This is a genomic window from Vibrio sp. OPT18 (genome assembly GCF_015163615.1).
GTDB lineage: Bacteria > Pseudomonadota > Gammaproteobacteria > Enterobacterales > Vibrionaceae > Vibrio > Vibrio coralliirubri.
The window spans coordinates 179,452-203,596 of record NZ_JADDYK010000075.1 but is presented as its reverse complement, the minus strand read 5'-3'; the positions used below and the strand labels follow the sequence as shown (position 1 = coordinate 203,596).

22 protein-coding genes and 1 other annotated feature are annotated in these 24,145 nt (G+C 39.7%); of the genes, 14 read left to right on the top strand and 8 right to left on the bottom strand.

Annotated elements, in window-relative coordinates; genetic code table 11:
* On the bottom strand, window positions 1–134 hold a 134-nt coding region (locus tag IQQ51_RS27425; RefSeq protein ID WP_416222584.1), incomplete at its 3' end, for a PHP domain-containing protein.
* Window positions 135–230: 96 nt separating this feature from the next.
* On the opposite strand from IQQ51_RS27425, the gene IQQ51_RS20395 reads away from it, so the two are divergent.
* From IQQ51_RS20395 to trpA, 7 genes are all read left to right on the top strand, one after another.
* Window positions 231–356, top strand: a complete 126-nt coding sequence (locus IQQ51_RS20395) for a trp operon leader peptide (RefSeq protein ID WP_009848753.1) — start codon at window positions 231–233, stop codon at window positions 354–356.
* Window positions 303–417: a sequence feature (Trp leader region), on the top strand. (Overlaps the previous gene by 54 nt.)
* 125 nt (window positions 418–542) lie before the next feature.
* Window positions 543–2,132 (top strand): anthranilate synthase component 1, encoded by a 1,590-nt coding sequence (locus tag IQQ51_RS20390; protein ID WP_193841968.1) that lies wholly within the window; start codon window positions 543–545, stop codon window positions 2,130–2,132.
* Between the two features lie 2 nt (window positions 2,133–2,134).
* Window positions 2,135–2,725 carry an aminodeoxychorismate/anthranilate synthase component II gene (locus IQQ51_RS20385; protein WP_193841967.1) on the top strand — a complete coding sequence of 197 codons (591 nt, stop codon included), beginning with the start codon at window positions 2,135–2,137 and terminating at the stop codon, window positions 2,723–2,725.
* A gap of 9 nt (window positions 2,726–2,734) precedes the next feature.
* Window positions 2,735–3,730, top strand: a complete 996-nt coding sequence (gene trpD / locus IQQ51_RS20380; protein WP_193841966.1) for an anthranilate phosphoribosyltransferase — start codon at window positions 2,735–2,737, stop codon at window positions 3,728–3,730.
* A gap of 25 nt (window positions 3,731–3,755) precedes the next feature.
* Window positions 3,756–5,195, top strand: a complete 1,440-nt coding sequence (gene trpCF / locus IQQ51_RS20375; protein WP_193841965.1) for a bifunctional indole-3-glycerol-phosphate synthase TrpC/phosphoribosylanthranilate isomerase TrpF — start codon at window positions 3,756–3,758, stop codon at window positions 5,193–5,195.
* Between the two features lie 131 nt (window positions 5,196–5,326).
* Window positions 5,327–6,517, top strand: coding sequence for a tryptophan synthase subunit beta (trpB, locus tag IQQ51_RS20370; protein WP_048613233.1), 1,191 nt, complete (start codon window positions 5,327–5,329; stop codon window positions 6,515–6,517).
* Window positions 6,517–7,323 (top strand): tryptophan synthase subunit alpha, encoded by an 807-nt coding sequence (gene trpA / locus IQQ51_RS20365; RefSeq protein WP_048607245.1) that lies wholly within the window; start codon window positions 6,517–6,519, stop codon window positions 7,321–7,323. The genes trpB and trpA overlap by 1 nt, the downstream gene beginning before the upstream one ends.
* A gap of 88 nt (window positions 7,324–7,411) precedes the next feature.
* Here the strand turns inward: trpA and IQQ51_RS20360 are convergent, their stop codons facing one another.
* The gene (locus IQQ51_RS20360) at window positions 7,412–8,209 is read right to left on the bottom strand and encodes a slipin family protein (protein ID WP_048613235.1); all 798 of its coding nucleotides are present in this window, start codon (window positions 8,207–8,209) and stop codon (window positions 7,412–7,414) included.
* 69 nt (window positions 8,210–8,278) lie between these two features.
* Complete coding sequence (locus IQQ51_RS20355) at window positions 8,279–9,685, bottom strand: NfeD family protein (protein ID WP_193841964.1); 1,407 nt, start codon at window positions 9,683–9,685, stop codon at window positions 8,279–8,281.
* Between the two features lie 470 nt (window positions 9,686–10,155).
* On the opposite strand from IQQ51_RS20355, the gene IQQ51_RS20350 reads away from it, so the two are divergent.
* Window positions 10,156–10,770 (top strand): cation:dicarboxylate symporter family transporter, encoded by a 615-nt coding sequence (locus IQQ51_RS20350; protein WP_265584328.1) that lies wholly within the window; start codon window positions 10,156–10,158, stop codon window positions 10,768–10,770.
* Between the two features lie 572 nt (window positions 10,771–11,342).
* Here IQQ51_RS20350 and IQQ51_RS20345 read toward each other — a convergent pair.
* Complete coding sequence (locus IQQ51_RS20345; RefSeq protein ID WP_193841963.1) at window positions 11,343–11,861, bottom strand: hypothetical protein; 519 nt, start codon at window positions 11,859–11,861, stop codon at window positions 11,343–11,345.
* 241 nt (window positions 11,862–12,102) lie between these two features.
* Between IQQ51_RS20345 and IQQ51_RS20340 the strand changes: the two genes are divergently transcribed.
* The 3 genes from IQQ51_RS20340 to IQQ51_RS20330 all read left to right on the top strand — a co-directional run bounded on the left by IQQ51_RS20340 (window position 12,103) and on the right by IQQ51_RS20330 (window position 17,274).
* Window positions 12,103–13,989 carry a DNA methyltransferase gene (locus IQQ51_RS20340; RefSeq protein ID WP_193841962.1) on the top strand — a complete coding sequence of 629 codons (1,887 nt, stop codon included), beginning with the start codon at window positions 12,103–12,105 and terminating at the stop codon, window positions 13,987–13,989.
* A gap of 4 nt (window positions 13,990–13,993) precedes the next feature.
* Window positions 13,994–16,597 (top strand): DEAD/DEAH box helicase family protein, encoded by a 2,604-nt coding sequence (locus tag IQQ51_RS20335; protein ID WP_193841961.1) that lies wholly within the window; start codon window positions 13,994–13,996, stop codon window positions 16,595–16,597.
* Window positions 16,598–16,677: 80 nt separating this feature from the next.
* Complete coding sequence (locus tag IQQ51_RS20330; protein ID WP_193841960.1) at window positions 16,678–17,274, top strand: DUF2913 family protein; 597 nt, start codon at window positions 16,678–16,680, stop codon at window positions 17,272–17,274.
* A 431-nt stretch (window positions 17,275–17,705) separates the two neighbouring features.
* Here the strand turns inward: IQQ51_RS20330 and IQQ51_RS20325 are convergent, their stop codons facing one another.
* The 3 genes from IQQ51_RS20325 to IQQ51_RS20315 form a co-directional block, all read right to left on the bottom strand.
* On the bottom strand, window positions 17,706–18,965 hold the full coding sequence (locus tag IQQ51_RS20325; RefSeq protein WP_193841959.1) for a PAAR domain-containing protein: 1,260 nt from the start codon (window positions 18,963–18,965) through the stop codon (window positions 17,706–17,708).
* A complete protein-coding gene (locus IQQ51_RS20320) occupies window positions 18,958–19,140 on the bottom strand; it encodes a hypothetical protein (RefSeq protein ID WP_045405036.1) in 183 nt (60 codons plus the stop codon). Before IQQ51_RS20320 ends, IQQ51_RS20325 begins: the two co-directional genes overlap by 8 nt.
* A 154-nt stretch (window positions 19,141–19,294) precedes the next feature.
* Window positions 19,295–19,666 (bottom strand): hypothetical protein, encoded by a 372-nt coding sequence (locus tag IQQ51_RS20315; protein ID WP_045405038.1) that lies wholly within the window; start codon window positions 19,664–19,666, stop codon window positions 19,295–19,297.
* Window positions 19,667–19,895: 229 nt separating this feature from the next.
* Between IQQ51_RS20315 and IQQ51_RS20310 the strand changes: the two genes are divergently transcribed.
* The 3 genes from IQQ51_RS20310 (at window position 19,896) to IQQ51_RS20300 (ending at window position 23,164) form a co-directional block, all read left to right on the top strand.
* Window positions 19,896–20,441, top strand: a complete 546-nt coding sequence (locus IQQ51_RS20310; protein WP_045405041.1) for a hypothetical protein — start codon at window positions 19,896–19,898, stop codon at window positions 20,439–20,441.
* A 67-nt stretch (window positions 20,442–20,508) separates the two neighbouring features.
* The gene (locus IQQ51_RS20305) at window positions 20,509–22,383 is read left to right on the top strand and encodes a hypothetical protein (RefSeq protein WP_045405043.1); all 1,875 of its coding nucleotides are present in this window, start codon (window positions 20,509–20,511) and stop codon (window positions 22,381–22,383) included.
* Between the two features lie 13 nt (window positions 22,384–22,396).
* Complete coding sequence (locus IQQ51_RS20300; RefSeq protein ID WP_045405045.1) at window positions 22,397–23,164, top strand: hypothetical protein; 768 nt, start codon at window positions 22,397–22,399, stop codon at window positions 23,162–23,164.
* Between the two features lie 42 nt (window positions 23,165–23,206).
* Here IQQ51_RS20300 and IQQ51_RS20295 read toward each other — a convergent pair whose 3' ends face one another.
* Window positions 23,207–23,845 (bottom strand): hypothetical protein, encoded by a 639-nt coding sequence (locus IQQ51_RS20295; RefSeq protein ID WP_156148271.1) that lies wholly within the window; start codon window positions 23,843–23,845, stop codon window positions 23,207–23,209.
* Window positions 23,846–24,145 lie beyond the last annotated feature (300 nt).

Below are 24,145 nucleotides of genomic sequence, written 5' to 3'. Positions count from 1 at the left end.
TCTGTAATCGCTAGCGCTTCGATGTTAAAGCCAAGCGCTCGGTCAATTAGCTCAGGTGGAGTAAGTCGGCCATCTGAGGCTGTTGTATGACTATGTAGATCAATTCTCATATATTCTTTTTCATTGTTTTCAATTTTTATCGTTATATTTGTGTCAACACACTTGACCCGCAAGCGGAAAACTAGTTAACTAGTACACAAATACGAAGTATCACATTTGATAGGTTCACCATGTTACAAGAATTTAACCAAAACCATAAAGATAAAGTTTTAGAACTTTCTTCAGTAGAAGCAAGTTCAGAGCTTAATTGGTGGCGCACTTGGACAAGTTCTTGGTGGGCTAACGTGTACTTCTAGTTAAACAGTTTGTTTATAAAAAAGTTATCACTAAGCCCGCTTTCATAGCGGGCTTTTTAATTTGTCGAACATCTCACATTCAACTGACTAACAAATCATCGAATTGACCATATTCTAGATTGGGTGAAAGGTATCTTTATGCGACTATGTACGGCAGGAAATTTAAAGAATCATAAAGGAGGTCTTGTGAACAAGGCCATTGAAATCAAAAAGCTGGGAACCATTGAGGTCATCAATTCATCAGTTCCTTACTCGCAAGATCCAACCAGCGTTTTCCATACTCTGTGTGAAAACAAAACAGACAGTTTGCTGTTGGAATCGGCTGAGATTGAATCTAAACAGAACCTGACAAGCCTACTCCTTATCGACTCTGCTGTTCGCATCGTATGTCGCGGACATGAAGTAACCTTTCAAGCATTGACTGAAAACGGTCAAGCGCTAATTGAACACCTTACTCAAAACGTTAAAGCAGAAATTAAATCTGACCTGACTGATAACGTTTTGACGCTGACTTTTGTCGAGCCAAGCAATGAATTAGATGAAGACTCACGTTTAAGAGAAGCCTCTTCATTCGACGCACTGCGTTTAGTTCAGCACAGCTTTGAGCAAGACGCGGATAATAAACACGCGTTATTCATGGCGGGCTTATTCGCTTACGACATCGTGGCAAACTTTGAACCACTCGGTGATGCTGAAGCAACCAACAATTGTCCTGACTTTGTATTCTACGTTGCGGAAACACTGTTGCGTTTCGACCACCAAGAGAACGAAGGCCTACTTCATGCGAGCTTGTTCGCTCAAGATGAAAGCATCAAAGCGCAATTAACTGACCGTCTAGCCGACATTCAAACTCAGTGTCAGTCACTAAAAGCCATCACAGAAGTAACGCCGCTAGACAATGTTGAAGCGGTACCAAGCGTTTCAGATGAAGACTTCTGCCAAACGGTTCGTGATTTAAAAGAATACGTAGTTAAAGGCGATGTGTTCCAAGTGGTACCTTCACGCCGCTTTACTCTACCTTGCCCTGCTCCATTGGCAGCTTATAAAGAACTCAAACAAAGCAACCCAAGCCCTTACATGTTCTACATGCAAGACGAGCTGTTTACTCTATTCGGTGCATCTCCAGAAAGCGCGCTGAAATACGAGACAGAAACCAACCAAATTGAGATCTACCCTATTGCTGGTACTCGTCGTCGTGGTAAGCGCCCAGACGGTCAAATCGATTTCGACCTAGACAGCCGTATCGAACTTGAACTGCGTACCGACAAGAAAGAAAACGCGGAACACATGATGCTAGTCGACCTAGCACGTAACGATGTGGCACGTATTGCTGAAGCTGGCACTCGCCACGTAGCAGACTTACTGAAAGTAGACCGCTACAGCCATGTAATGCACTTGGTTTCTCGTGTTGTTGGTCAGCTCCGTGAAGACTTAGATGCTCTGCACGCTTACCAAGCTTGTATGAACATGGGCACGCTAACGGGCGCACCAAAAATCCGCGCAATGCAGCTTATTCGTGACGTAGAAAAAACGCGTCGTGGTAGCTACGGTGGTGCAGTCGGTTACCTAACCGGTGAAGGGACTCTAGATACTTGTATCGTAATTCGCTCTGCTTACGTTGAAGATGGCGTGGCACAAGTACAAGCTGGCGCTGGTGTGGTTTTCGATTCAGACCCACAAGCAGAAGCCGATGAAACTCGCGGCAAAGCACAAGCGGTTATCTCTGCGATTCAAGCTGCACATACTAAAAACCTAACAAATAAGAAGGAGTCGTAATCATGGCTGATATTGTATTCATCGATAACTTCGACTCATTCACATACAACCTTGTAGACCAATTTCGTTCATTAGGTCACAGCGTAAAGATTTACCGTAACAACATTCCGGCAAAGGTTGTTGAAGCGGCGATCAACGAACTAGACAACCCTGTTGCACTGCTTTCGCCAGGCCCTGGCGCTCCAGCAGATGCGGGCTGTATGCCAGAGCTGATTCAGCTTCTAAAAGGTAAAGTGCCATTGATTGGTATTTGCTTAGGCCACCAAGCAATTGTTGAAGCCTATGGCGGCACCGTTGCAGGCGCTGGCGAAATCATTCATGGTAAGGTGTCGATGATGGAACATCAAAACCATGCGACTTACCAAGGCTTACCTTCGCCACTGGCTATCGCTCGCTACCACTCTTTAGTGGCAACGCATGTATCTGATAGCCTAACGGTGACAGCTGAAGTCGATGATTTGGTGATGTCTGTGGTTCAAGAACAAGACAAGGTGTGTGGATTCCAATTCCACCCAGAATCAATTATGACGACCTACGGTGCAACGCTTCTAGCAAACGCTATCGAATGGGCTCTTGAGAAAAAGACGATATAGGAAACGATCATGGAACAGATTAATAAACTTTACGAACAGCAGTCTCTTACTCAAGAAGAAAGCCAACAGTTATTTGATGTCATCATCAAGGGCGACCTAGACCCAATCCTGATGGCTTCAGCACTGACTGCATTGAAAATCAAAGGCGAGACGCCAGACGAAATTGCTGGTGCGGCAAAAGCTCTACTTGCGAATGCAAACCCGTTCCCGCGCCCTGATTATGATTTCGCAGACATCGTAGGTACAGGTGGCGACGGTCACAACACCATCAATATCTCGACGACTTCTGCATTTGTTGCGGCAGCGTGTGGCTTAAAAGTCGCGAAGCACGGTAACCGTAGTGTATCGAGCAAATCTGGCTCTTCTGACCTGCTGGATTCGTTCGGTATCAACCTAGCAATGACAGCTGAAGACACACGTACGGCTGTTGATGAGCTTGGCGTAGCATTCCTATTTGCTCCGCAATATCACGTTGGTGTACGTCACGCGATGCCGGTTCGTCAAACCATGAAAACACGCACTATCTTCAACATCCTTGGTCCACTGATTAACCCTGCTCGTCCTAACATCGAGCTAATGGGTGTTTATAGCAAAGAGTTGGTTCGCCCTATCGCAGAAACCATGCTGCAAATGGGTATGAAGCGTGCTGCGGTTGTTCACGGTAGCGGCTTAGATGAAGTGGCGATTCACGGCGAGACTATCGTTGCTGAAATTAAAGATGGCGAGATTCACGAATACACAGTGACACCGGCTGACTTTGGTTTGAACACTCACCCTCTTGAAGCGATTAAGGGCGGCGAGCCAGAAGAGAACAAAGCCATCACAACTGATATCCTGACGGGTAAAGGTACTGATGCTCAAGTTGGCGCAGTGGCAGTCAACGTTGCTCTGTTGATGCGTCTGTTTGGTCACGAAGACCTAAAAGCCAACGCACAGCAAGCGATTGACGCAATGAACTCAGGCAAAGCGTACGAGCTTGTACAAAAGCTTGCTGCACACGCTTAACGAACGACGAATTGAGACAAAGAACATGACACAGACTACCGATAAATTGTCGACCCACGTTTCAGTCAAAGAAGCTGAAATGGCGGAAGTATTAGCAAAAATCGTTCGTGACAAATACCAATGGGTTGAAGCGCGTAAGCAGACTCAACCATTAGACGAGTTTAAAGCGTCACTAACTGCCACAGACCGCAGCTTTTATGATGCTCTGAGCGGAGAACAAACGGTTTTCATCACTGAATGTAAAAAGGCATCTCCGTCAAAAGGTCTAATCCGTGACGAGTTTGACCTCGACTACATTGCGTCGGTTTACAACAACCACGCAAACGCGATTTCAGTGCTGACAGACGAAAAGTACTTCCAAGGTGACTTTGAGTTTTTACCTAAGGTTCGCAGCATTGCTAAGCAGCCTATCCTGTGTAAAGACTTCATGGTTGATACCTACCAAGTTTACTTAGCTCGTCATTACTCCGCTGATGCTATCTTGTTGATGCTATCGGTATTGGATGACGAAGAGTACAAAGCGCTGGCGGAAGTCGCTCACTCACTCAACATGGGTGTACTAACCGAAGTCAGCAACGAAGAAGAACTTCACCGTGCAGTCGCTCTAAACGCTAAGGTGATCGGCATTAACAACCGTAATCTTCGTGACCTTTCGACTGATTTGAACCGTACTAAAGAGTTGGCGCCGCTGATTCGCGAACTGGCTCCAAACGCAGTCGTGATTTCAGAGTCTGGCATCTACACACATCAACAAGTTCGTGACCTTTCAACGTTTGCAGATGGCTTCCTAATCGGTAGCTCTCTAATGGCAGAAAAGAACCTTGAGCTTGCGGTGCGTAAAGTAACGCTGGGTGAAAACAAGGTGTGCGGTTTAACTCACTCTGATGATGCAGCGAAAGCGTATCAAGCTGGTGCGGTATTCGGTGGTCTGATTTTCGTTGAAGCATCGAAGCGTCATGTGGATATCGAAGCGGCTCGTTTGACTATGAGCGGCGCACCTTTGAACTACGTGGGTGTGTTCCAAAACCATAGCGTTACTGACGTTGAGAAAACGGTTTCTGAGCTAGGCTTGTTCGCTGTGCAATTGCACGGTGATGAGTCTCAAGCATATGTCGATGAGCTAAAACAGTCACTGCCTGAAAGCGTTGAGATTTGGAAAGCTTATGGTGTTGCTTCCGATGCAGAGAGCTCGCTACCAGAATTACTGGAAAGCAACGTGACTCGTCACCTGCTAGATACTAAAGTGGGGTCTCAAACAGGTGGCACAGGCCAAGTGTTCGATTGGAGCCTAATCAACAACCAAAGCGCAATCATGTTGGCGGGTGGCCTAAACCCAGAAAATGCTAACCAAGCGGCTAAGTTGGGCTGCTTAGGATTAGACCTAAACTCTGGCGTTGAATCCGCTCCAGGTAAAAAAGACGCAGACAAGCTGCAGCGTGCTTTTGCTGCGATTCGTAATTACTAGTCCAAGCTCGGCGCTAGAAATTAGAAAGCAAAAACTAAAAACATATTTGTGAGCTTTGCCTTTTGCGAAGCTCAAACAAGATTAAATGACTTGGTGTGAATACACATCAGTAGAATTGAAGGAATAACACAATGGCTAAACTCGATGCCTACTTTGGTGAATACGGTGGTCAATACGTACCGCAGATCCTAGTGCCAGCACTAGACCAACTTGAACAAGCATTTATCGATGCACAAGCCGATCCTGAGTTCCGCAGCGAATTCATGACGCTTCTTCAAGAGTACGCTGGTCGTCCAACGGCGCTAACGCTAGCACGCAACCTAACAAAAGGTACAAAAACAAAGCTGTACCTAAAGCGTGAAGATCTACTTCACGGCGGAGCTCACAAGACAAACCAAGTACTTGGTCAAGCATTGCTAGCAAAACGTATGGGCAAGCAGGAAATCATCGCTGAAACTGGCGCAGGCCAACACGGTGTGGCAACAGCTCTAGCTTGTGCTCTATTAGGTCTTAAGTGTCGTGTATACATGGGTGCAAAAGACGTTGAACGTCAAAGCCCAAACGTGTTCCGTATGAAGCTAATGGGCGCAGAGGTTATCCCTGTTCATTCTGGCTCTTCAACGCTAAAAGATGCGTGTAACGAAGCACTACGTGACTGGTCTGCAACTTATGAAGACGCGCACTACCTACTGGGTACTGCAGCGGGTCCTCACCCATTCCCAACGATTGTTCGTGATTTCCAACGCATGATTGGTGAAGAAACGAAGAACCAGATTCTAGCGCGTGAAGGTCGCCTTCCTGATGCAGTTATCGCTTGTGTCGGCGGCGGTTCAAACGCTATCGGTATGTTCGCAGATTTCATTGAAGAAGAGTCTGTACGCCTAATCGGTGTAGAGCCTGCTGGTAAAGGTATTGATACCGACCAACACGGCGCGCCGCTTAAGCACGGTAAAACAGGTATCTTCTTCGGTATGAAAGCACCACTGATGCAAGATGAGAACGGCCAAGTAGAAGAGTCTTACTCTGTATCTGCGGGTCTAGATTTCCCATCAGTTGGTCCTCAACACGCACACCTAAATGCTATTGGCCGTGCTGAATACGACAACGTGACCGATGACGAAGCTCTAGAAGCTTTCCAAGCTATCGCACGTAACGAAGGTATCATCGCTGCACTAGAGTCATCTCATGCTTTGGCTCATGCAATCAAAATGGCTCATGACGATCCAGAGAAAGAACAGCTACTAGTCGTTAACTTATCTGGCCGTGGTGACAAAGACATTTTCTCTGTACACGACATTCTTAAAGAGAAAGGAGCATTATAATGGATCGCTATCAATCACTCTTCACTCGCTTAGCTGAAAAGAATCAGGGCGCATTCGTACCATTCGTAACAGTTGGCGATCCTAACCCTGAGCAATCGCTTAAGATCATGGAAACTTTGGTTGAAGCGGGTGCAGATGCACTTGAGCTTGGTATCCCATTCTCTGATCCTCTTGCTGATGGTCCAACAATCCAAGGTGCGAACATTCGCGCTTTAGATTCTAAAGTCACGCCAGATGTGTGTTTTGATCTTATTGGTCAAATTCGTGCTAAATACCCAGAGTTGCCAATCGGCCTGCTGATGTACGCAAACTTGGTGTACGCACGTGGTATCGAGAACTTCTACGAGCGTTGTGCGAATGCAGGTATCGACTCTGTATTGATTGCTGACGTCCCAACCAACGAGAGTGGCGAGTTTGTTGCTGCAGCTAAAAAGTTTGGTATTCACCCAATCTTTATTGCTCCACCAACAGCAAGTGATGAGACGCTTCAATCGGTTTCTGAGCTAGGTGGTGGTTACACTTACCTACTTTCTCGTGCTGGCGTAACGGGTGCAGAAACCAAAGCAAACATGCCTGTGACTGCCCTACTTGACCGTTTGAACAAGTTTGATGCGCCACCAGCACTGCTTGGTTTCGGTATCTCTGCTCCTGAACAAGTGAAAGAAGCAATTGTAGCTGGCGCTGCAGGTGCTATCTCTGGTTCAGCGGTTGTGAAAATCATTGAAAATAACGTTGAACAACCAGAAGCAATGCTTAAAGCACTTGCAGAGTTTGTTACGCCAATGAAAGCGGCTACGCAAAAGTAATCTGCGGTCAATAAATCAAACCAGCGATTCAAATATTAAAAGGCTCCACAACTGTGGAGCCTTTTTTATTGCTTTTCATTTAAGCCAATCACTCATCGGCTTTCATCGCTTTCTTAATCGCTGCCTCATTGAGCGTCGCTTTGATCGGATCGGTTATCTTCTCCACTAAATCGATGGGCATTGGGAAAATGATGGTGGAGGTTCTTTCGTTAGCCACCTCGGTTAGCGTTTGCATATATCGCAATTGAATGGCGTTAGGCGCTTGATTCAGTACTTCGGCCGCTTCGCGTAATTTGGTCGATGCTTCTAACTCACCCGTCGCATGTATCACCTTGGCTCGACGAGAACGTTCCGCCTCGGCTTGTTTAGCAAGCGCTCGCACCATACTGTCATCAAGGTCAACATGCTTAATCTCGACATTAGCAATCTTAATCCCCCAGTTATCGGTGTGTTGATCAAGAATGGATTGCAAATCTCTATTAAGTTCTTCTCGCTCAGACAACAGCTCGTCCAACTCATGTTGCCCTAGCACAGAACGTAACGTTGTTTGTGAAAGTTGACTGGTGGCCTCAAGATAATTCTCAACGTTGTTGATCGCCATCTTCGGATCGAGCACTCGAAAATAGACCACAGCATTGACCTTCACAGACACATTATCTCTGGTGATCAAATCTTGTGTTGGCACATCCAAAACGATAGTTCGTAGATCCACCCGCACAATTTGTTGAATGAAAGGAATGATGATAATCAACCCCGGTCCTTTAACGCCATAAAAGCGCCCAAGGAAGAACACCACTGCCCGCTCATACTCGCGCAGAACTCTGAACATGCTGGCTATCAACAAGATAACGAGCACGATGACAATACCTATAGTGTGTATAAACATAACCGCCCCCTAATGGTAACGATGGTTAAGCAATAAATAATTCAATCAAGTTTGTCCTAACATTCTGCGCTAACTGGGCCTCGGTGGTATCTCATCGGGTAGCGCCTCAACATCCAACAGCAACCCAGTCAGTTTGGTCACTCTGATAAGCTGCCCCGCTTGCAGTTCACTGGCGCATTGAGCTTGCCAAATTTCACCTTCAACTAGCACTCGGCCAGCACCCGGGAAACCGCTGACAACTTTGCCTGTCTCGCCAACCACCGCTTCCATCCCTGTAGTCACAGGCTTGTTTCTCACTCGGACTAGCATTGATATTGTTACGACGATAAAGGCAACAGAGAACAAACTGATCCCGATAATTAACGGCAATGCGATTTGATAACCCGGCACTTCGGTATCCATCAGCATGATCGAGCCCAATGTAAATGCGGCAACGCCACCCAAACCGAAGATACCAAAGCTCGGGCTAAAGGCCTCTGCGACCATTAAGGCAATTCCCAATAGGATTAAAGCAAGGCCCGCGTAACTCACCGGCAGCATTTGTAAGGAGTACATCGCCAATAACAGACAGATACCGCCCAAAACACCCGGTAGCCCGACTCCAGGGTTATAGAATTCGAGTAACAAACCGTAGATACCAATCAGCATCAAGATATATGCAACGTTCGGGTTCGTGATCACCGAAAGCAAACTAAAGCGCCAGTCTTGTTCTCGCTCGACAAAAGCAACATCACTAAGTTGGACTTCCTGACTGACACCGTTGATGGTGATGATGCGGCCGTTGCTCAGTTCAACCAATTGTTGAAGGTCGCTGGCAATAAAATCAATCACGTTAAGAGTCAGTGCATTCTCAGAATCCAAACTTGCGGCCTCTCGCACCGCTTTTTCTGCCCATTCTTCGTTACGTTTGTGCAGCTTAGCCAAACTGACGATGTAAGCCGCTGCATCATTGATGACTTTCTTTTCCATCGCAGTGGTGGCTTTTACTTGGTGTGAGTTCTCTTGTTTGGTTGCGTCTTGCTCACTCGCAGAAGTGTTCTCGTCTTTATTGGTATCGTCTTGAGGAGATAACGGATTAGTCGGCGCTTTGCCACCGCCAAGAGACACTGGGGTTGCAGCACCTAGATTAGTTCCGGGCGCCATGGAAGCAACGTGGCTGGCAAGTAAAATATAGGTACCGGCGCTCGCTGCTCGTGAACCCGCAGGCCCAACCCAAGTAGCGACTGGAATCGGTGACGTGGTAATGGATCGAATAATGTCACGCATCGACGAATCTAACCCGCCAGGCGTGTTCATTTTCAAAATAATGAGCTTTGCTTGCTCATCGTGAGCTTGTTCTATTTCTCTCGTGAGGTAATCACTGGTCGCCGGACCTATCCCTCCGTTCACCTCAATCACCCAGACATCATCGGCCTGAGCGAACACAGAGCTGAACAACAGAAGAAACGCAAACAAGTACTTTAATATAAAAGTCATAGCCCCTCTCCTTACAACTGAGATGCTAGATAGACGTTTTATTTAAAGCGCAGAGGTAACATCTTGGTAATAAATAGATACCTTAAGCATAGTTCAGGCTAAATTTCACACAACACGTACCTGTGGATTTACCCCAACACAAACGTTCAAAAAACACCCGAAAATGAAATCAAAATGTTAATGGAACGTTTTCAACACCAACGCTTGCAAATCATTCACAAATCCTCCAGTGAAAAAGCTTTTATAAATTCAACAAATAACATCGCTATAAAAAACCAAAGCAAACGATTGCATTGTTGTGCAAAATCAACAAATGACATTAGACCACCTGTTTTTCAGAGACTTTCACCTCTGCTCATATTGATAAATGTAAAGGATACGTGTAAAACTCGTCGCGAAATATTAATCCAATGGTACATCGTACATTGGTGAGTAGTTCTGGGATTTTTATATTTAGTAGCACAGAGGTTATGGAAGTGTTAAAAGAAAAGAGTTTACTAAGCAACATCGGCGTTCAAGTCGTTATTGCAATGATCATCGGTACTGTAGTCGGTGCGATGATGGGTGACAGCGCAACTATGTTCGCTCCACTGGGTGCTATCTTCATCAATTTGATCAAGATGCTGGTTATTCCTCTAGTCGCGGTTGCCCTAATTTCAGGTGCTGCAGGTCTAGGTAATAGCTCATCGGCTGGTAAAGTCGGTGTAACAACACTGGGTTACTTTGCACTAACGTCTGCACTTGCTGTAGCACTAGCGCTTGTAATGGGGGAAGTATTCGAACCAGGTCGTGGTATCGATGTTTCTGGCGTTGAAGGCATGTTCTCTTCTGAATATGCTGCGAAAGGCGAACTTCCAACGTTCTGGGCAACCATCACGGGCATGATCCCGACCAACGTTTTCCAATCACTGAATGAAGCAAACATTCTTCAAATTCTAGTTTTCTGCTTATTCTTCGGTATTGCGATTTCTAAACAAGCGAAAGAGAAACGTGACCCTATCATCAATGGCGTAAACGCGATTGTTGACGCTATGGTTTGGATGATCAATATAATCAAAAGAAAAACACCGCATATGAAAATTTGAAGTCAACCCATTGTTATAAATGGAAAAACAAAAGGGTTTTAATATGAAAACTCTTCTCTTTTTGTGTTTATAAAGCCCCCTTTCAAGATTCAATTAACCCCAACCCAGAAAGCAAAAAACCACTCATCTGAGTGGTTTTGATATGATTCAGTTGCTCTTGGTTGCCGACATACTAAGCTGCTTTTTGAACTAACTCTTTCAAGAGTTGTTCAGATGACCCCTCTTTTCGGAACTGTATAGCCAAATGATAATCAACCAAATGGCATACTTTCTTACCGTTAATATTCAGAAAGATCGGAAGCTTGTATTGCACCTTACTCATAGAGAACAACCTCTTTTGACCTTGACGGTGCATTACCAATTTTTTAATGCTTACAATGTTCCCTACACGTAATTTATGGCTATCCTGCCAATGACACTTGCCCTCAGACAAACAGGTAAGTCGGACAATCACAAGAGCGAAAGTATTGTTTCACAACCTGATGTAAAACAAAACAGGATTTTTATTCTGGTCATACTTTCACTTTTACATACTCACAACATCTAACTCTTTCCTTAAAAGTTGATACTTATTAAGTGCAAGAACCTTGGAAAGCAAATAAACGTGATGTTTGATTATCAAGTTCAAATTCTGTACATATCAAATAATCTGAACCACCAAAATACTCAATCATTGCAACAGGGCATTCTATTGGTTTTGCAGAAGTTAACTCTAACGAGGCTTTTGACAATGACCCATCTGACCCAATTTTTAATCCAATATTTGTGTATATACTATTCTCATCTGCACCAATAACCATACTATTCGCTGGGACAGAAATCTCTTTTAGAATCTTGTTATCATCTGCAAACTCGACAACAACATCCGTACCTTTCAGAAAGCCATTTGAATTTAAGCTTGGTAATGTTGAAACTTTCTCCTGTTTCACCCACCCACAAGGTCCGTCAAAATAACCTTTTTTATTCCAGTATTCTTCTGTATGTTGTTCAGTGATTATTGGTTCATCTTCACTTGAAACCCATGTATCGACTGAATAAGAACAACCAACCAAGAATGAAGAAAACAACATTAAAAATACATATCTATTCATTAAATAACCTACTAACAACGCAAATCTACAATACATCAATTTACTGATTTGGTTGTCTTTTAGCTGTGAGAGTAAACATATTTTCAGAAATAATATTGACCATATCACCTCTTAATCCCTGTCCCATATACATCACCTTCCATACTATGACTTAGCTTAATGATTTCCATCTTAAATTCTTGTATAATCGGTCAAATTTTTTAACCAATGTCCTTTGGCATCAAAAGCGAAGAAAAACATAATGTTACCTATTCTAAATGCACTAACTAACGCCTTACAAGCGGATGATCGACTTGTAATTGATGGTAAGCTGGCTAAAAACAAAATCGTTGAATTGGCTCTGAACCTTGATCCTGCTCTACTCAAACTGCTTCTGGCTGATGAACAACTTAAAAAACACTTCTTTCAAGATGTTGATGGTATGTTGATTTTCGACAAAGTGGCGTTTCAACGTTTTGTGAACAACAAATCATTCTTACCAGACAGCTACACTCAATTTAAGAATAAAATTGGTTTAGCTTCTGACACGCATTATCTTTCAGAATCAAACGACATTGTTCTTGCATGGCCTTACAAAGATTGTGTTTTAGAGGGTGGTCAGACAAAAGAAGACCAGAAACGAAATGAAATTTTTTGGAATGAAACGCTTGCCCCAGAACAAGTTGATACTCTGTTAGCGCCAAAAGCGCTCACTAATTTTAAGAAGTTTGATTCTGATGGTGAGCATGTTAATTTCGATTTTAATGATGATGACAATCTTCTAATAAAGGGAAATAACCTTTTAGCTCTATCTTGTCTAAAAAGATATGAAAAAAAAGTTAATTTGATTTGTATTGACCCTCCATATAATACAAATGGAGATGGTTTTAAATATAATGATTCATTTAGTCATTCAACGTGGCTTACTTTTATGAAAAATAGATTATTAGTTTCCAAAGGGTTATTAAAAGAACTTGGAACTATATTTATTTTTTGTGATGAAAATGAACAAGCATATTTAAAAGTTCTTGCTGATGAAATCTATGGTCGAGATTGTTTTATTACCACTGTGATATGGAGACATAGCGATAATAGCAACAATGATGCAAAGAAATTTTCAACAGATCATAATTACATATTAGTCTATTCAAACAATCCATCATGGGAAAGCTACAAGCTCACAAGAACAGAAGAACAGGCTTCGCATTACAAAAACCCTAATAATGATCCTCGTGGTCCTTGGTTTGATGGTAATCCATTGAATTCTCCGAACCCAAGAAAAAACCTCACATACGATATTGTTGCACCTAATGGAAATATAATTAACCCGCCAACCAATGGCTGGCGATGGGACAAAACAACACTTCAACAAAAAATGGAGTCAGGTGAAATATACTTTAATGTTGATAATACAAATATTAAACGTAGAACATATCTATATGAGCAAAAAGGACTACCACCATCAACTCTATGGTCGTTAAAAGATGAATCATACTGGGCGCAGCTTGAAGAAACAGGTCATACCAGACAAGCTAAATCTGAACAAAAAAAACTATTCCCTACATACAAGACAAGTGAGTTGTTTTCAACACCAAAACCTGAACGAGTGATCAAAAAAATTCTCGACATTTCAACCCAAGAAGGCGATTTGGTTCTGGACTTCTTCGCTGGAAGCGGTACAACTGCTGCTGTCGCTATAAAAATGAATAGACAAGTTATATGTATCGAACAAATGGACTACATTAGTGAATTCACCATAGAAAGACTCAAAAAAGTAATAAGTGGTGAGCAAAGTGGCATATCAAAAGAGTTATCATGGCAAGGTGGAAGTTCATTCATTTATTGTGAACTTGCAGAGCAAGCTTCTACATTCTTAGCTAAAATCGAAAGTGCAGATACAGTAGAGAAAGTTCTTGCTGTATGGACAGAGCTAAAAGAAAGTTCTAACCTATCATTCAAAGTAGATCCTATATTATTTGATGATAAAATAGAGTCATTTAAAGCACTACCTCTTGAAGAGCAAAAACAGCTACTTATCGAAATGATTGATAAGAACCAGCTATACGTGAACTTATCTGATATTCAAGATGAATCTAATAACATCTCAGCAAAAGATATTGAGATGAATAATCAATTCTACGGAGCATAATTTTATGATGCTTCACGAATTACTAACACAAATGAAGACCTTAGAAGGTCCAGATTTTTATTCAAAGCGAGTTGATGATCAAATTGTTAAAAACTTAAATCCTAAGTTTGAGCTAAGAGAATATCAATATGAAGCATTTGGACGTTTTGAGTACAAGTTAGAAACTCATTTTAAACAGAATAAATCACAGCCTTTAAATGTGCTTTACCATATGGCGACTGGCTCAGGTAAAACATTGGTAATGGCTGGTGAGATTTTAACACTTTACAAACGTGGATACCGTAATTTCTTATTCTTTGTAAATAGTGCAAACATTATCAAGAAAACAAAAGAAAACTTCTTGAACAAAGCCTCTTCAAAGTACCTGTTCAATGACGTAATTTCAATTGATGGTGTAAACGTCAACATCAGAGAAGTTGATAACTTCTCTGCGACCAACCATGATGATATTAACATTGTATTTACAACAATCCAAAACCTTCACATCACAATGAGTCAACCAAAAGAAAACGCATTGTCTCTTGATGATTTTGAAGATCACAAGGTTGTTTTGATTTCAGATGAAGCTCACCACATCAACGTTGAGACAAAGAAAAAGAAAAACAACGATGAACTAATCTCTTATACAAGTTGGGAAAGCACTGTAAAGAGTATCTACGAAGCTAATACCTCTAACATTATGTTGGAATTTACAGCTACCGCAGAACTGACAGACCCAGCGATCGAAGCAAAGTATAAAGATATTGTCTTGTTTGATTATCCTCTGAAAGAATTTCGTTTAGATGGTTATTCAAAAGAAGTTAAAGTTGTACAAATAGACAGTGAGCCAATGAATCGTGCTCTACAAGCTCTTATTGTTAGTCAATACCGACGTAAGATCTTTGAGAAGCATAAACTATTAATCAAGCCTGTAATCTTATTTAAATCTCAAAGAATCGCTGAAAGCCAGCTCTTTCATAAAGAGTTTATCGATGTGATTGAAAACATTACAGGAAAGGTCTTGGAAGATATAAAAGCTTCTGTTGATACAACTGGAATAGTTTCAAAAGCGTTTAACTACTTCGATAAACATAATATCAGTCTTGAAGCGGTAGCTCTTGAACTTCAAGGTGATTTCGGTATTGAAAATACTATTGAAGTTAACAGTAAAGATAGCGTAGAAAGTCAACAGATTCTTCTTAACTCTCTCGAAGATTCTGATAATGAAATACGTGCAGTATTTGCCGTTGATAAGCTAAATGAGGGATGGGATGTTCTGAACCTCTTTGACATTGTTCGACTTTATGATGTACGTAGTCCCAAAGAAACGACTAAGGAAGCGCAACTTATTGGTCGTGGTGCTCGTTATTGCCCGTTTAAGATCAATGACGAACAACCATTATATCAACGTAAATATGACATTCTTGATGATACAGAAGAAGAGCATGAGCTTAAAGTTTGTGAAGAGCTTTACTACTACTCTGCTCATAACCCGAAATACATTCAAGAACTTAATAAAGCTCTTCAAAAAATTGGTATTGCTCCAACACTAAGTAAAGAGTTACCACTGAAACTAAAAGAGAGCTTCAAACAAACTGATTTCTATAAGAATGGCTTTATTTACACAAACAAGCGATTAGCTAACGATAGAGCTGATGTTATTGGCTTAGATTCTTCTTTGATTAAAACATCTTACAGCTATACCGTTCAAACAGGTGCTTCAAGTGAATTAACCGTTTTTGATACGACTACCAGCCGACAGATTGATCTAAAAACTAAATCGTTTGAAATTAAGTCTTTTGGAAAGCACGTTGTTCGTAAAGCTATGGCTTCAATTCCAGAGATGGCGTTCGATAAGCTGATTCAACATTTCCCTAATTTAACATCTATCGAACAGTTCATCGAAGATGACAATTACTTGGGTAAAGTGAAAGTGCGTGTTAGTGCGAAAGCTGATGCTCTACAATCACTAACACAAATCGAAAAATTAGGCGCAACTAAATCAGTCCTTACTACAATTGCTGAAAAGCTTGATAAGGATAAAATTGACTACAAAGGTTCGATCGAGTTTGAAGTTGATTTTGTTCATAATGTTTTCGGAGATAAAATTCTTAACATTGTTAATGACGGTAATTCAAAACAAGAATTTGGTGTACCTCAATCTGCGCCGTTATCTCAACATCTTCAACTTGATCTATCGAGCCGTGACTGGTTTGCATTTAATGAGAACTACGGTACGTCAGAAGAGAAATATCTTGTTAAATACATTGATGAGATGATAGAAGACTTACAACGCAAATATGATGAGGTTTACTTGGTTCGGAATGAGCGACATTTCAGAATCTACTCATTTGATGATGGTAAACCGTTTGAACCTGATTTTGTCTTGTTCTTAAAGCGTCAAGAAATGCAGACCAGCTTAACTTACCAAGTCTTTATTGAGCCAAAAGGTGATCATCTACTTGAACAAGATGAGTGGAAACAAGCATTCTTATTACAGCTAAAAGATCGACATCAAATCGATCAAGTATGGCAAGGTAAGCACTTCACTTTGTGGGGACTTCCGTTCTACAACAATAACCTTGCTCAAACCGAGTTTGAACCAGCGTTTGAAGAATTATTAAAATAAATATTAGCCCACTTTCGAGTGGGCTTTTTTAGTGTTGTTTATGATAAAATTATAAGACTCTCAGCTTCTAAAACTAACTAATGAACAACGATTCTTATCACAAACTGCTACAAACTACATTTGAAAACACACTTCTTCACCTCTATTTTCAAGTCAATGGCTCTAAAAGCTTTGTTAAAGAAGAGCAACGCAACAAAATCATCATCGACTTTCTCAAACCAAAGTTGAAGCAAGCTCGATACGCAACAATCAAAAAGAAGCTCAAAACCATTTGCTTAATGAAAAATAAATTTGGCTCTATCGAAAAGCACTTAAACAGCATTTTGAGCCAGTATGAAGTCGTTTCAAGCAAGAACGATGTAGAGAAGCTATACAGCCTGTTAGAGAGCTTTGAGAGCGAAGGAATGACAACTAAGCTGATTGAAGATACACCAGTTCAAGAAGCTGACGTTGTATATCTTGATAGAGCACATATAGACAATTGTTTTTCTGATCTTGATAACGCCCAAATTGCACCAATCTCACTGTTTATACATACAGATAATTTAAGTGCGTTTTTGAAGTGCTTAACTGAACAGCTCTACTTCAAGTTCGAGTTATTCCAAGCAAACGAAGAGCTGATGAACTACCACTATCAGCTTCACCCGATTACTCAGAAAACGAAAACGAGTGATTGATATCACTCGCTTTTATGAAACACTATTGAAATTAGTGCAACATCTATCTCAAATCATTACATAAATCTATCGTTTTAGCATACGTTCGACTGGAATAACGACTTGATAATTCTCTAAGATCTTTACATTCAACATAATTAACCACTTTATTATCTGAGGCTTGACGAATGGCAATGCTTATTAGTGGTGATATAATAAAAATTAGCATTAAAGATATTGCATTTAATTTTCTATCAGTGATCTCATAATCCAATATTTGACAGATGTAGTACAATAAGAAAAATAGTCCAATTAAAACACCTGAGATTGACGCCCATACATTTAACATCCCATCAACAACTAAAATATCTTTTGACGTTGTGCTAAAAAAAACTATATAGTCCGATGATAAATGTAGCGAAAAAAGCGCAATAACTATACACAGTAAAATCCTAATTATAATCATTATAATACTCTACTACTGCCTTAGTGATTTCTTTCGAATACCCATTTCGTTTGTCTAAACCATCTAATCCTTTACCTGCGATAAAAGACATCACAACAAATACTGTTCCACTTAACAAAACGCTTGCAGTTGCAGGAACAAACGCAGTTGTAATTAATGCAGCAGAACCTAATGCAGTGAGTCCTTTAACAATATCTCCTGCCGAGTTTCCGACAAACTCAGCTAATGTGGCTTCATCTCTTAATGCATAATCAACAGCATTTATACCGACTGATACTGCAACTTCTAAACCAACGTTAAAACGAACGTATCGAACAGCACCTTTTAGATCATTCAAACCTAAACCTAATTGAATGATCCTTGGATTATTAGCTTTCCATTTGTTACCTCGTTCAAGAGTTTTTAGGTGTTTGTGGTAGTTTTTTATTATTATCCAATCTTGCCCATTTATGTTTTTTGTGTAGGCTTTAACGCCAAAACCACCCAAACCTTTTACAGTCTTAACTGTATCGTATATTCCTTTACCTAAGCCTTGTCCGTAATCTTTCAAATGACCAGAGGTTTCTTTTCCTCCAACATCTTCATAGACGTTCTGTAAAGACTCTTTCGCTACATCAATATCTTCATTAAGTTGCTGTAAATACTGATTAGCTCCAATATCTTCATAAAGATTCTGTAAAAACTCGTGAGCTTCTTCTGGGGACATCCAAGCAATAGTTGTTATAGGCGTTACATAATCAACTTTAAGCGTTTTTTCGCCATCTTTTGCTAATGGGTTGTATGGTGGCCAATAAGCATGATTAGGATCAATTTGAGGTGCATTTTTCGGTATGCCTGTATTAGCTTGTTTTTCTATTGAAACATTTCCCATAGATCCAAAAGATACACCACCGCCGATATTGACGTTCACACCATTACCAATAGACACTCCGCCTCCCATACTTATAGGGGAAGAAGATGCACCTAACGTAACTTGGTTAAAGCTTGGAGCCAAATAACAATTTCCACAGCCTGTATCAACTAAATCGCCAGCTTTGGCAAAAGAAATACCATTGACTACAATATTCCTTGGGCTTGTCGCAACAATCGGACCTTTTCCTCTGCAAGACTTGCTGCCACACATACAAGTTGCTATATCTCCAACCAATGCTACGGGTTGATTGTTTACAACTACACCAGAATTACCGCTTATAACGACACCACCCGTTGTTGTTTTTGAACCAACAGTAATTGCATCATTACTCATTGATCTTCTCCGAACTTGTTGAAGCTGGTGAAGTGTAAACACTAATCGAGTCACCTTTAACTACAAACTGCTCATTGGTTGGTGATGGTGTAGAGCAAAGGCAAATCACCTTACCACCAATTGAGATGCCTTTTTCATTAATATGGACAAATGCTTGCTCGTTTTGGTCTTTCATACGATCTCATTCTTATCTATAAACATTAACGCTTTATTTTATCATTAATAACTTCGATGCATATCACATAAAAATCCGATTTGGAAAGTAGATCAATATTGAGTTATTTAGATGTTTAACTTGGTAGTAAGCTACCCTGCCACGTTAAGAACGTCTACAAATGAGATTCTTCTAAACAAACCTGATTTATATGAAAGACCAAATACCCTGAAATCAATCGATAAAAATATTGTCTCTGGCTAATTCGAGCACCATACTTTTCATATTCCTCTGAAATAGAATCGAAGTGAGTTTTGATCAATTTTGTTTTTTTAACTTTAATGTTTTGTTTAGATTCAAAAGATACTTCACCTGAGAAAAGTTCTACTTCTTCTTCGATTGCCCTATTGATTATATACAACAACAATTGTCGTTCGTTAAGTGAACAACAAGTGTTATTAATTATTTTATACTGAGAAAGCAATTGTTCTAAATGATTTGTTTTTGGAACCGTATAGTATTGCGTTTTAATTCGTTCAAATGTCATTACTCAATCTCTAACATTTTTTTGCAAACACTAACAGGACCAAATAATTTTTCAAGGGTCCAAATTGTCAAAACAAGAACAAAAGAGAGTCATCAAATACCTCACAGATCCATATTGAACCTTTATGACTCCCTTTAACCTTAAAATCTTTAATTTCATAAACATAACTCCTTTTCATCATAAGTTTAGTCAGTAAAATTTGATAAATACTTAACTAAAAGGAAATCAAATGAACAAATCTATTCTTATCCCATTAATGCTCAGTGGGCTTATCTCAACAAGTGCATTCGCTGTTACTCCAACTTGCGAATACATTGCAAAAGAAAGTAAATATTACGGCACTTCTGATCTTAATGGATTAGTTCTCGTTGCTGATGATGAACGAGTTATTGGTCCAACTAAACTTACATTCTCAGACAACTTCAACCAATATCTGAGAATTGAAAATTTTCAATCTGTTCGTATGCACGACTACAAATCAGAAGATGGTTTATACTCATTTGTAACCGCAGAAAAAGACGATAGTGGTTTTTATGAAGGTATTGTGCTTAAAATTGAATTAAAAAAAGTATCTGATACTGAATACGATGTAATGTTCAGAACTGATAAAGAATATAAAGGTGAGATTGGAAATAAAAAGGTTGTATGGAGTTCCGATCATATTGAAAACATTTTCATGGACCGAAAAGCAGACAGAAAAAAACCGATTAGATACAAAGTAACACCTGAATCCATTCAGAAAGTTAAAACATTTAAATGCAGTTCTAAAAAATAATCAACATATTGATGTTCAGATAAACTAATTATCTGAACATCTTCTATTTTCTTTGTGGTGAATTAAAATGAGTTATGAATTTGGCAGTGATGGAATTGGCATAAAAAACCCATTCCGCACAGAGGGTTTATTTAAAATAATCAGAGGTGTTCTAACACTCGCAGTTGGTGCATTTATCTTACTTAATGCGCCTGAAATGTCTAAAATTAATCAATATATGGTTTGGACAACATTAACTATTGCATTTTTGGTATTGTCGATTGGATTGATAGCCTTATCAAAAGGATTTATGCAAGTTGTAAGGTTCTACGTTGGGCGTAATGCACCTACTTCACTTGCTTATGATTATGCTGATCTGAGTCGAGAAAGAGAAGATTGTTTATACACATCTGATACGCTCGAACAAATGCTGATGAACAGAACCAACACGACTTTTACTGAACCCGAAGGCGTTATTGAACTGATATTACATTCAATTTTCCCAAAGCTAATTTTTGCAGCTATTCCAGTACGAAACATTGTGCAGAATGTGGTTTTTGCAGTTATACAGAGTTGTGTAGCGTTAATATCACTGGCATTAACTTACTTCGTTTTATCAACGAACATCTTACCAATAGAATCGAGCTTTGCTTTGAAGCTTTATTCATTCTTTATCGTGATTTATCTTCTAAAAGTTTGGTTCATTGCAGGTCAAAGCATAGACAAAAAATCAGTTTCAAACATAAGCTCAATTTCAACTTTTGACTTAGTAAAGACAGTTGTGTTTAGCGTATCATTGCCGATTCTATTGTCAGTTATCTTAAACAACATACCTGATAATTTGATAGAGACAGTCAATCTAATATTTTCATTAAATGAATCAGATGTTAGTTATTACGACAACCTTGAAGCTCTTTTGGCTGGAATTGTATCGGAAATCAATTTCATTCCTCTGTTAATCACTATGATTTCGGTTAGTCTTTTAGTCGTAATTTATACATTACTAATGTTTGCATTCAACTCTAACGTTGAGTATCCAAAAACTGAAACATCTGAAAGTCGTGAGACTTGGGAGCAAAACATCCACCCGAAAGAAATTTTCATTAATTTGGATCAGGTTGTGATGGCTAATCGAAGATATAAAAACATCCCAAACAGAAGCTATATAAAATTCAATCCACAACTTAATGAACAATCAGGAGGCAAAGGCTCTTACCGAGGTAAGTTCTTACAAGAAACTCAGCCTGTTGTTGTAGAGAAGACATTGTCTGCAAGCCATAAAGTTACACGCCTTTTAGGTACTGTGTCGAGTCAACTAACACTACTTTTAAGCACTGTATTTATCTACTTGGCTTATACTAATCTTTCAGATGTTGCAAATGGATTCTTGAATCTTAACTCACTATCGAACCGATCTGCATTCGAGCTTGGCGTATTGGTCATTGAGCAATGCGACTACATCTTGATTACCCTGATTTTATTCACTTTTGGAAGACTCCTTTCCAACCATTCCCACATCTATTGGGCTGAGGTGAAATTCAAATCAAAGCTATTATTTTTGAATTGCGAGGGTACATATACAGAATCACGTTTGACAATTGGTAAAGGTGTTTATGACTCAGCACAATCAGAAAATATTATTGTAAAAACTGCAAACACATCAATTTGTATTGCAACGGAGATTATCACTACAACATTTGCTGGTGTGGGTTCACAAAACCTCGAAATGTCAAGGTATATCATTGATATGCAGGCAGCAAGCGTGGATATGAATTCGATTTTGAGTGAATTAAAAGAAAACCTAAACTCACGCACTAAAATCACAACGTTTGATAATCATTCTGATCTGGAAGCGGTTAATACATTTAACCAAATTAATAGTCTTCAAAATAAACCATCGCAATCAGCAAGCGCAGAACATTCATTACAAGATAATGCACATCTTCTAAATGCATCAAATTAAGGATTAAGTAATTATGGATTCTATCATTTCTATACGTGATGGTTTTTTCAAAAAAGATTGTGAATTTTCATATCAATCAGGTCAAGTTTGTGATATGGATGTGTCTAAAAGCACATCTGTAAAATACAATAAATCATCAAAAGAATTTGATGTTAATGATCACTATTTGAGTGAACTATCTATTGTCGATTTTGAAACAAATGAACAATTAGATATCGCATTTCCTTTCAAAACTAATGTGAAAAATGGTGCATTTGTTACCGTCTTTTACGTTAATTCAGATAAGAAAGGCTGGCGTTCACCGATTGGTTTGTACAACCATGAAACTGAGACTGGGTATGTAGCCGAAGATAGACGACCATTCGTTGGCTTTCGTTTGCTTAAAGCTGGAAAAGGTAAACGAGCATTTGCGTGGGTTTTACGAATTGTCGAGTATCTCATTGCCTTTGCACTATCTTCACTTGGAATTTTCCTAATTACTGAAAATTATGGGCTAATTCAGGGGATCTTTGCAGCTATTTTATCAGCGATTGTTTGGTATCCAGTAGCATTTATCACAGGGTTGTTTATGCCCTCTTATTTCAACGCAAAAAGAGCATTCTCTCATTTTGAAAAAGAAATGGTTAAAGTTGGCGAAGAAGAGGCGAAGCGATCACGTGCGATGCGGCAAAAGCTTAATGAAATAAGAAACCCTATGAATCAACTCAGAGCTGCTGGAATCGATTTAGGCTCTACATCAAATGATTCTAATAGTGGCGGTTTTAAATCTATGTTTGATTAATAAACGCCTTTGTAGCGAGTGATAATGATCACTCGCTTTCTTTTATGTAAAACTTTCAAATGTCGCTTTTAAAATCTCAATTGTTGCATTTGCATTAAAGAGTGCTGCACAGCCAATCAAACCAAGAATCACTTTGAATGCGTCAGTTTTCTGATTATGTGATTCGCTACTTTTCTTCATGTAAACCATAATGTTGATGAACCAGATGAATCCGAGCAATTGAAGCGTATAGAACGCAGATTCAATCCACTTCGATACTGATTTTTGTTCCTCAGAGTCTAACTTCGCTTTAAGTTCTGGTGATAGAAAGTCTGCTCCTTCGCCTTTCCAACAATTTGATGAAATTTCCGTTGCACTATCAACACTCTCTTCTAAACCAAAGCAAAAACCAGCGTCATCTCCGATAAAAGATAGACTGAATGATGCAATCATTTGTGAATAGCTCATTAAAACTGAACCCACAAATAAAAAAACAAACGGAGTTGAGCCGACTCTGCTTTGGTTTTGATTATCTCCATAGTCTTTCAGCTTTTTAAGTCCAAAAAATATTGACGATAAACCAATCAAAACAGCGACCCACGTAGCAACAGAGTATGCACTTGCAATTAGTTGATCATATGATGTTTCAGCAGCATAGGTGAAACCAAACATTGTTGTTATAAATAATATTTTTCCTTTCATAATTTTTAAGTTCCTTGTTTATATAAACATTGAACCACAGAATAAAAATCATTCAATTTATGAAAAGGTTTGTAAGAGTGATAATGCTTTACTTAAAAGAAAAACTTAATGAAAAAAGTTTTTTGAAAGGTGAAAAATGTATAGCAAAAAAAGCATAACAACAGAAATAAAAAAGCCACTCATACAGAGTGGCGAAACAATTAATTAAAAAAATAAATAGAAAACTTTGTGATAGTAATTCCATTAAAGAAAAAACAATCTTTCCATATTAATTATTAATGCATAATCAAAATAAAAGTC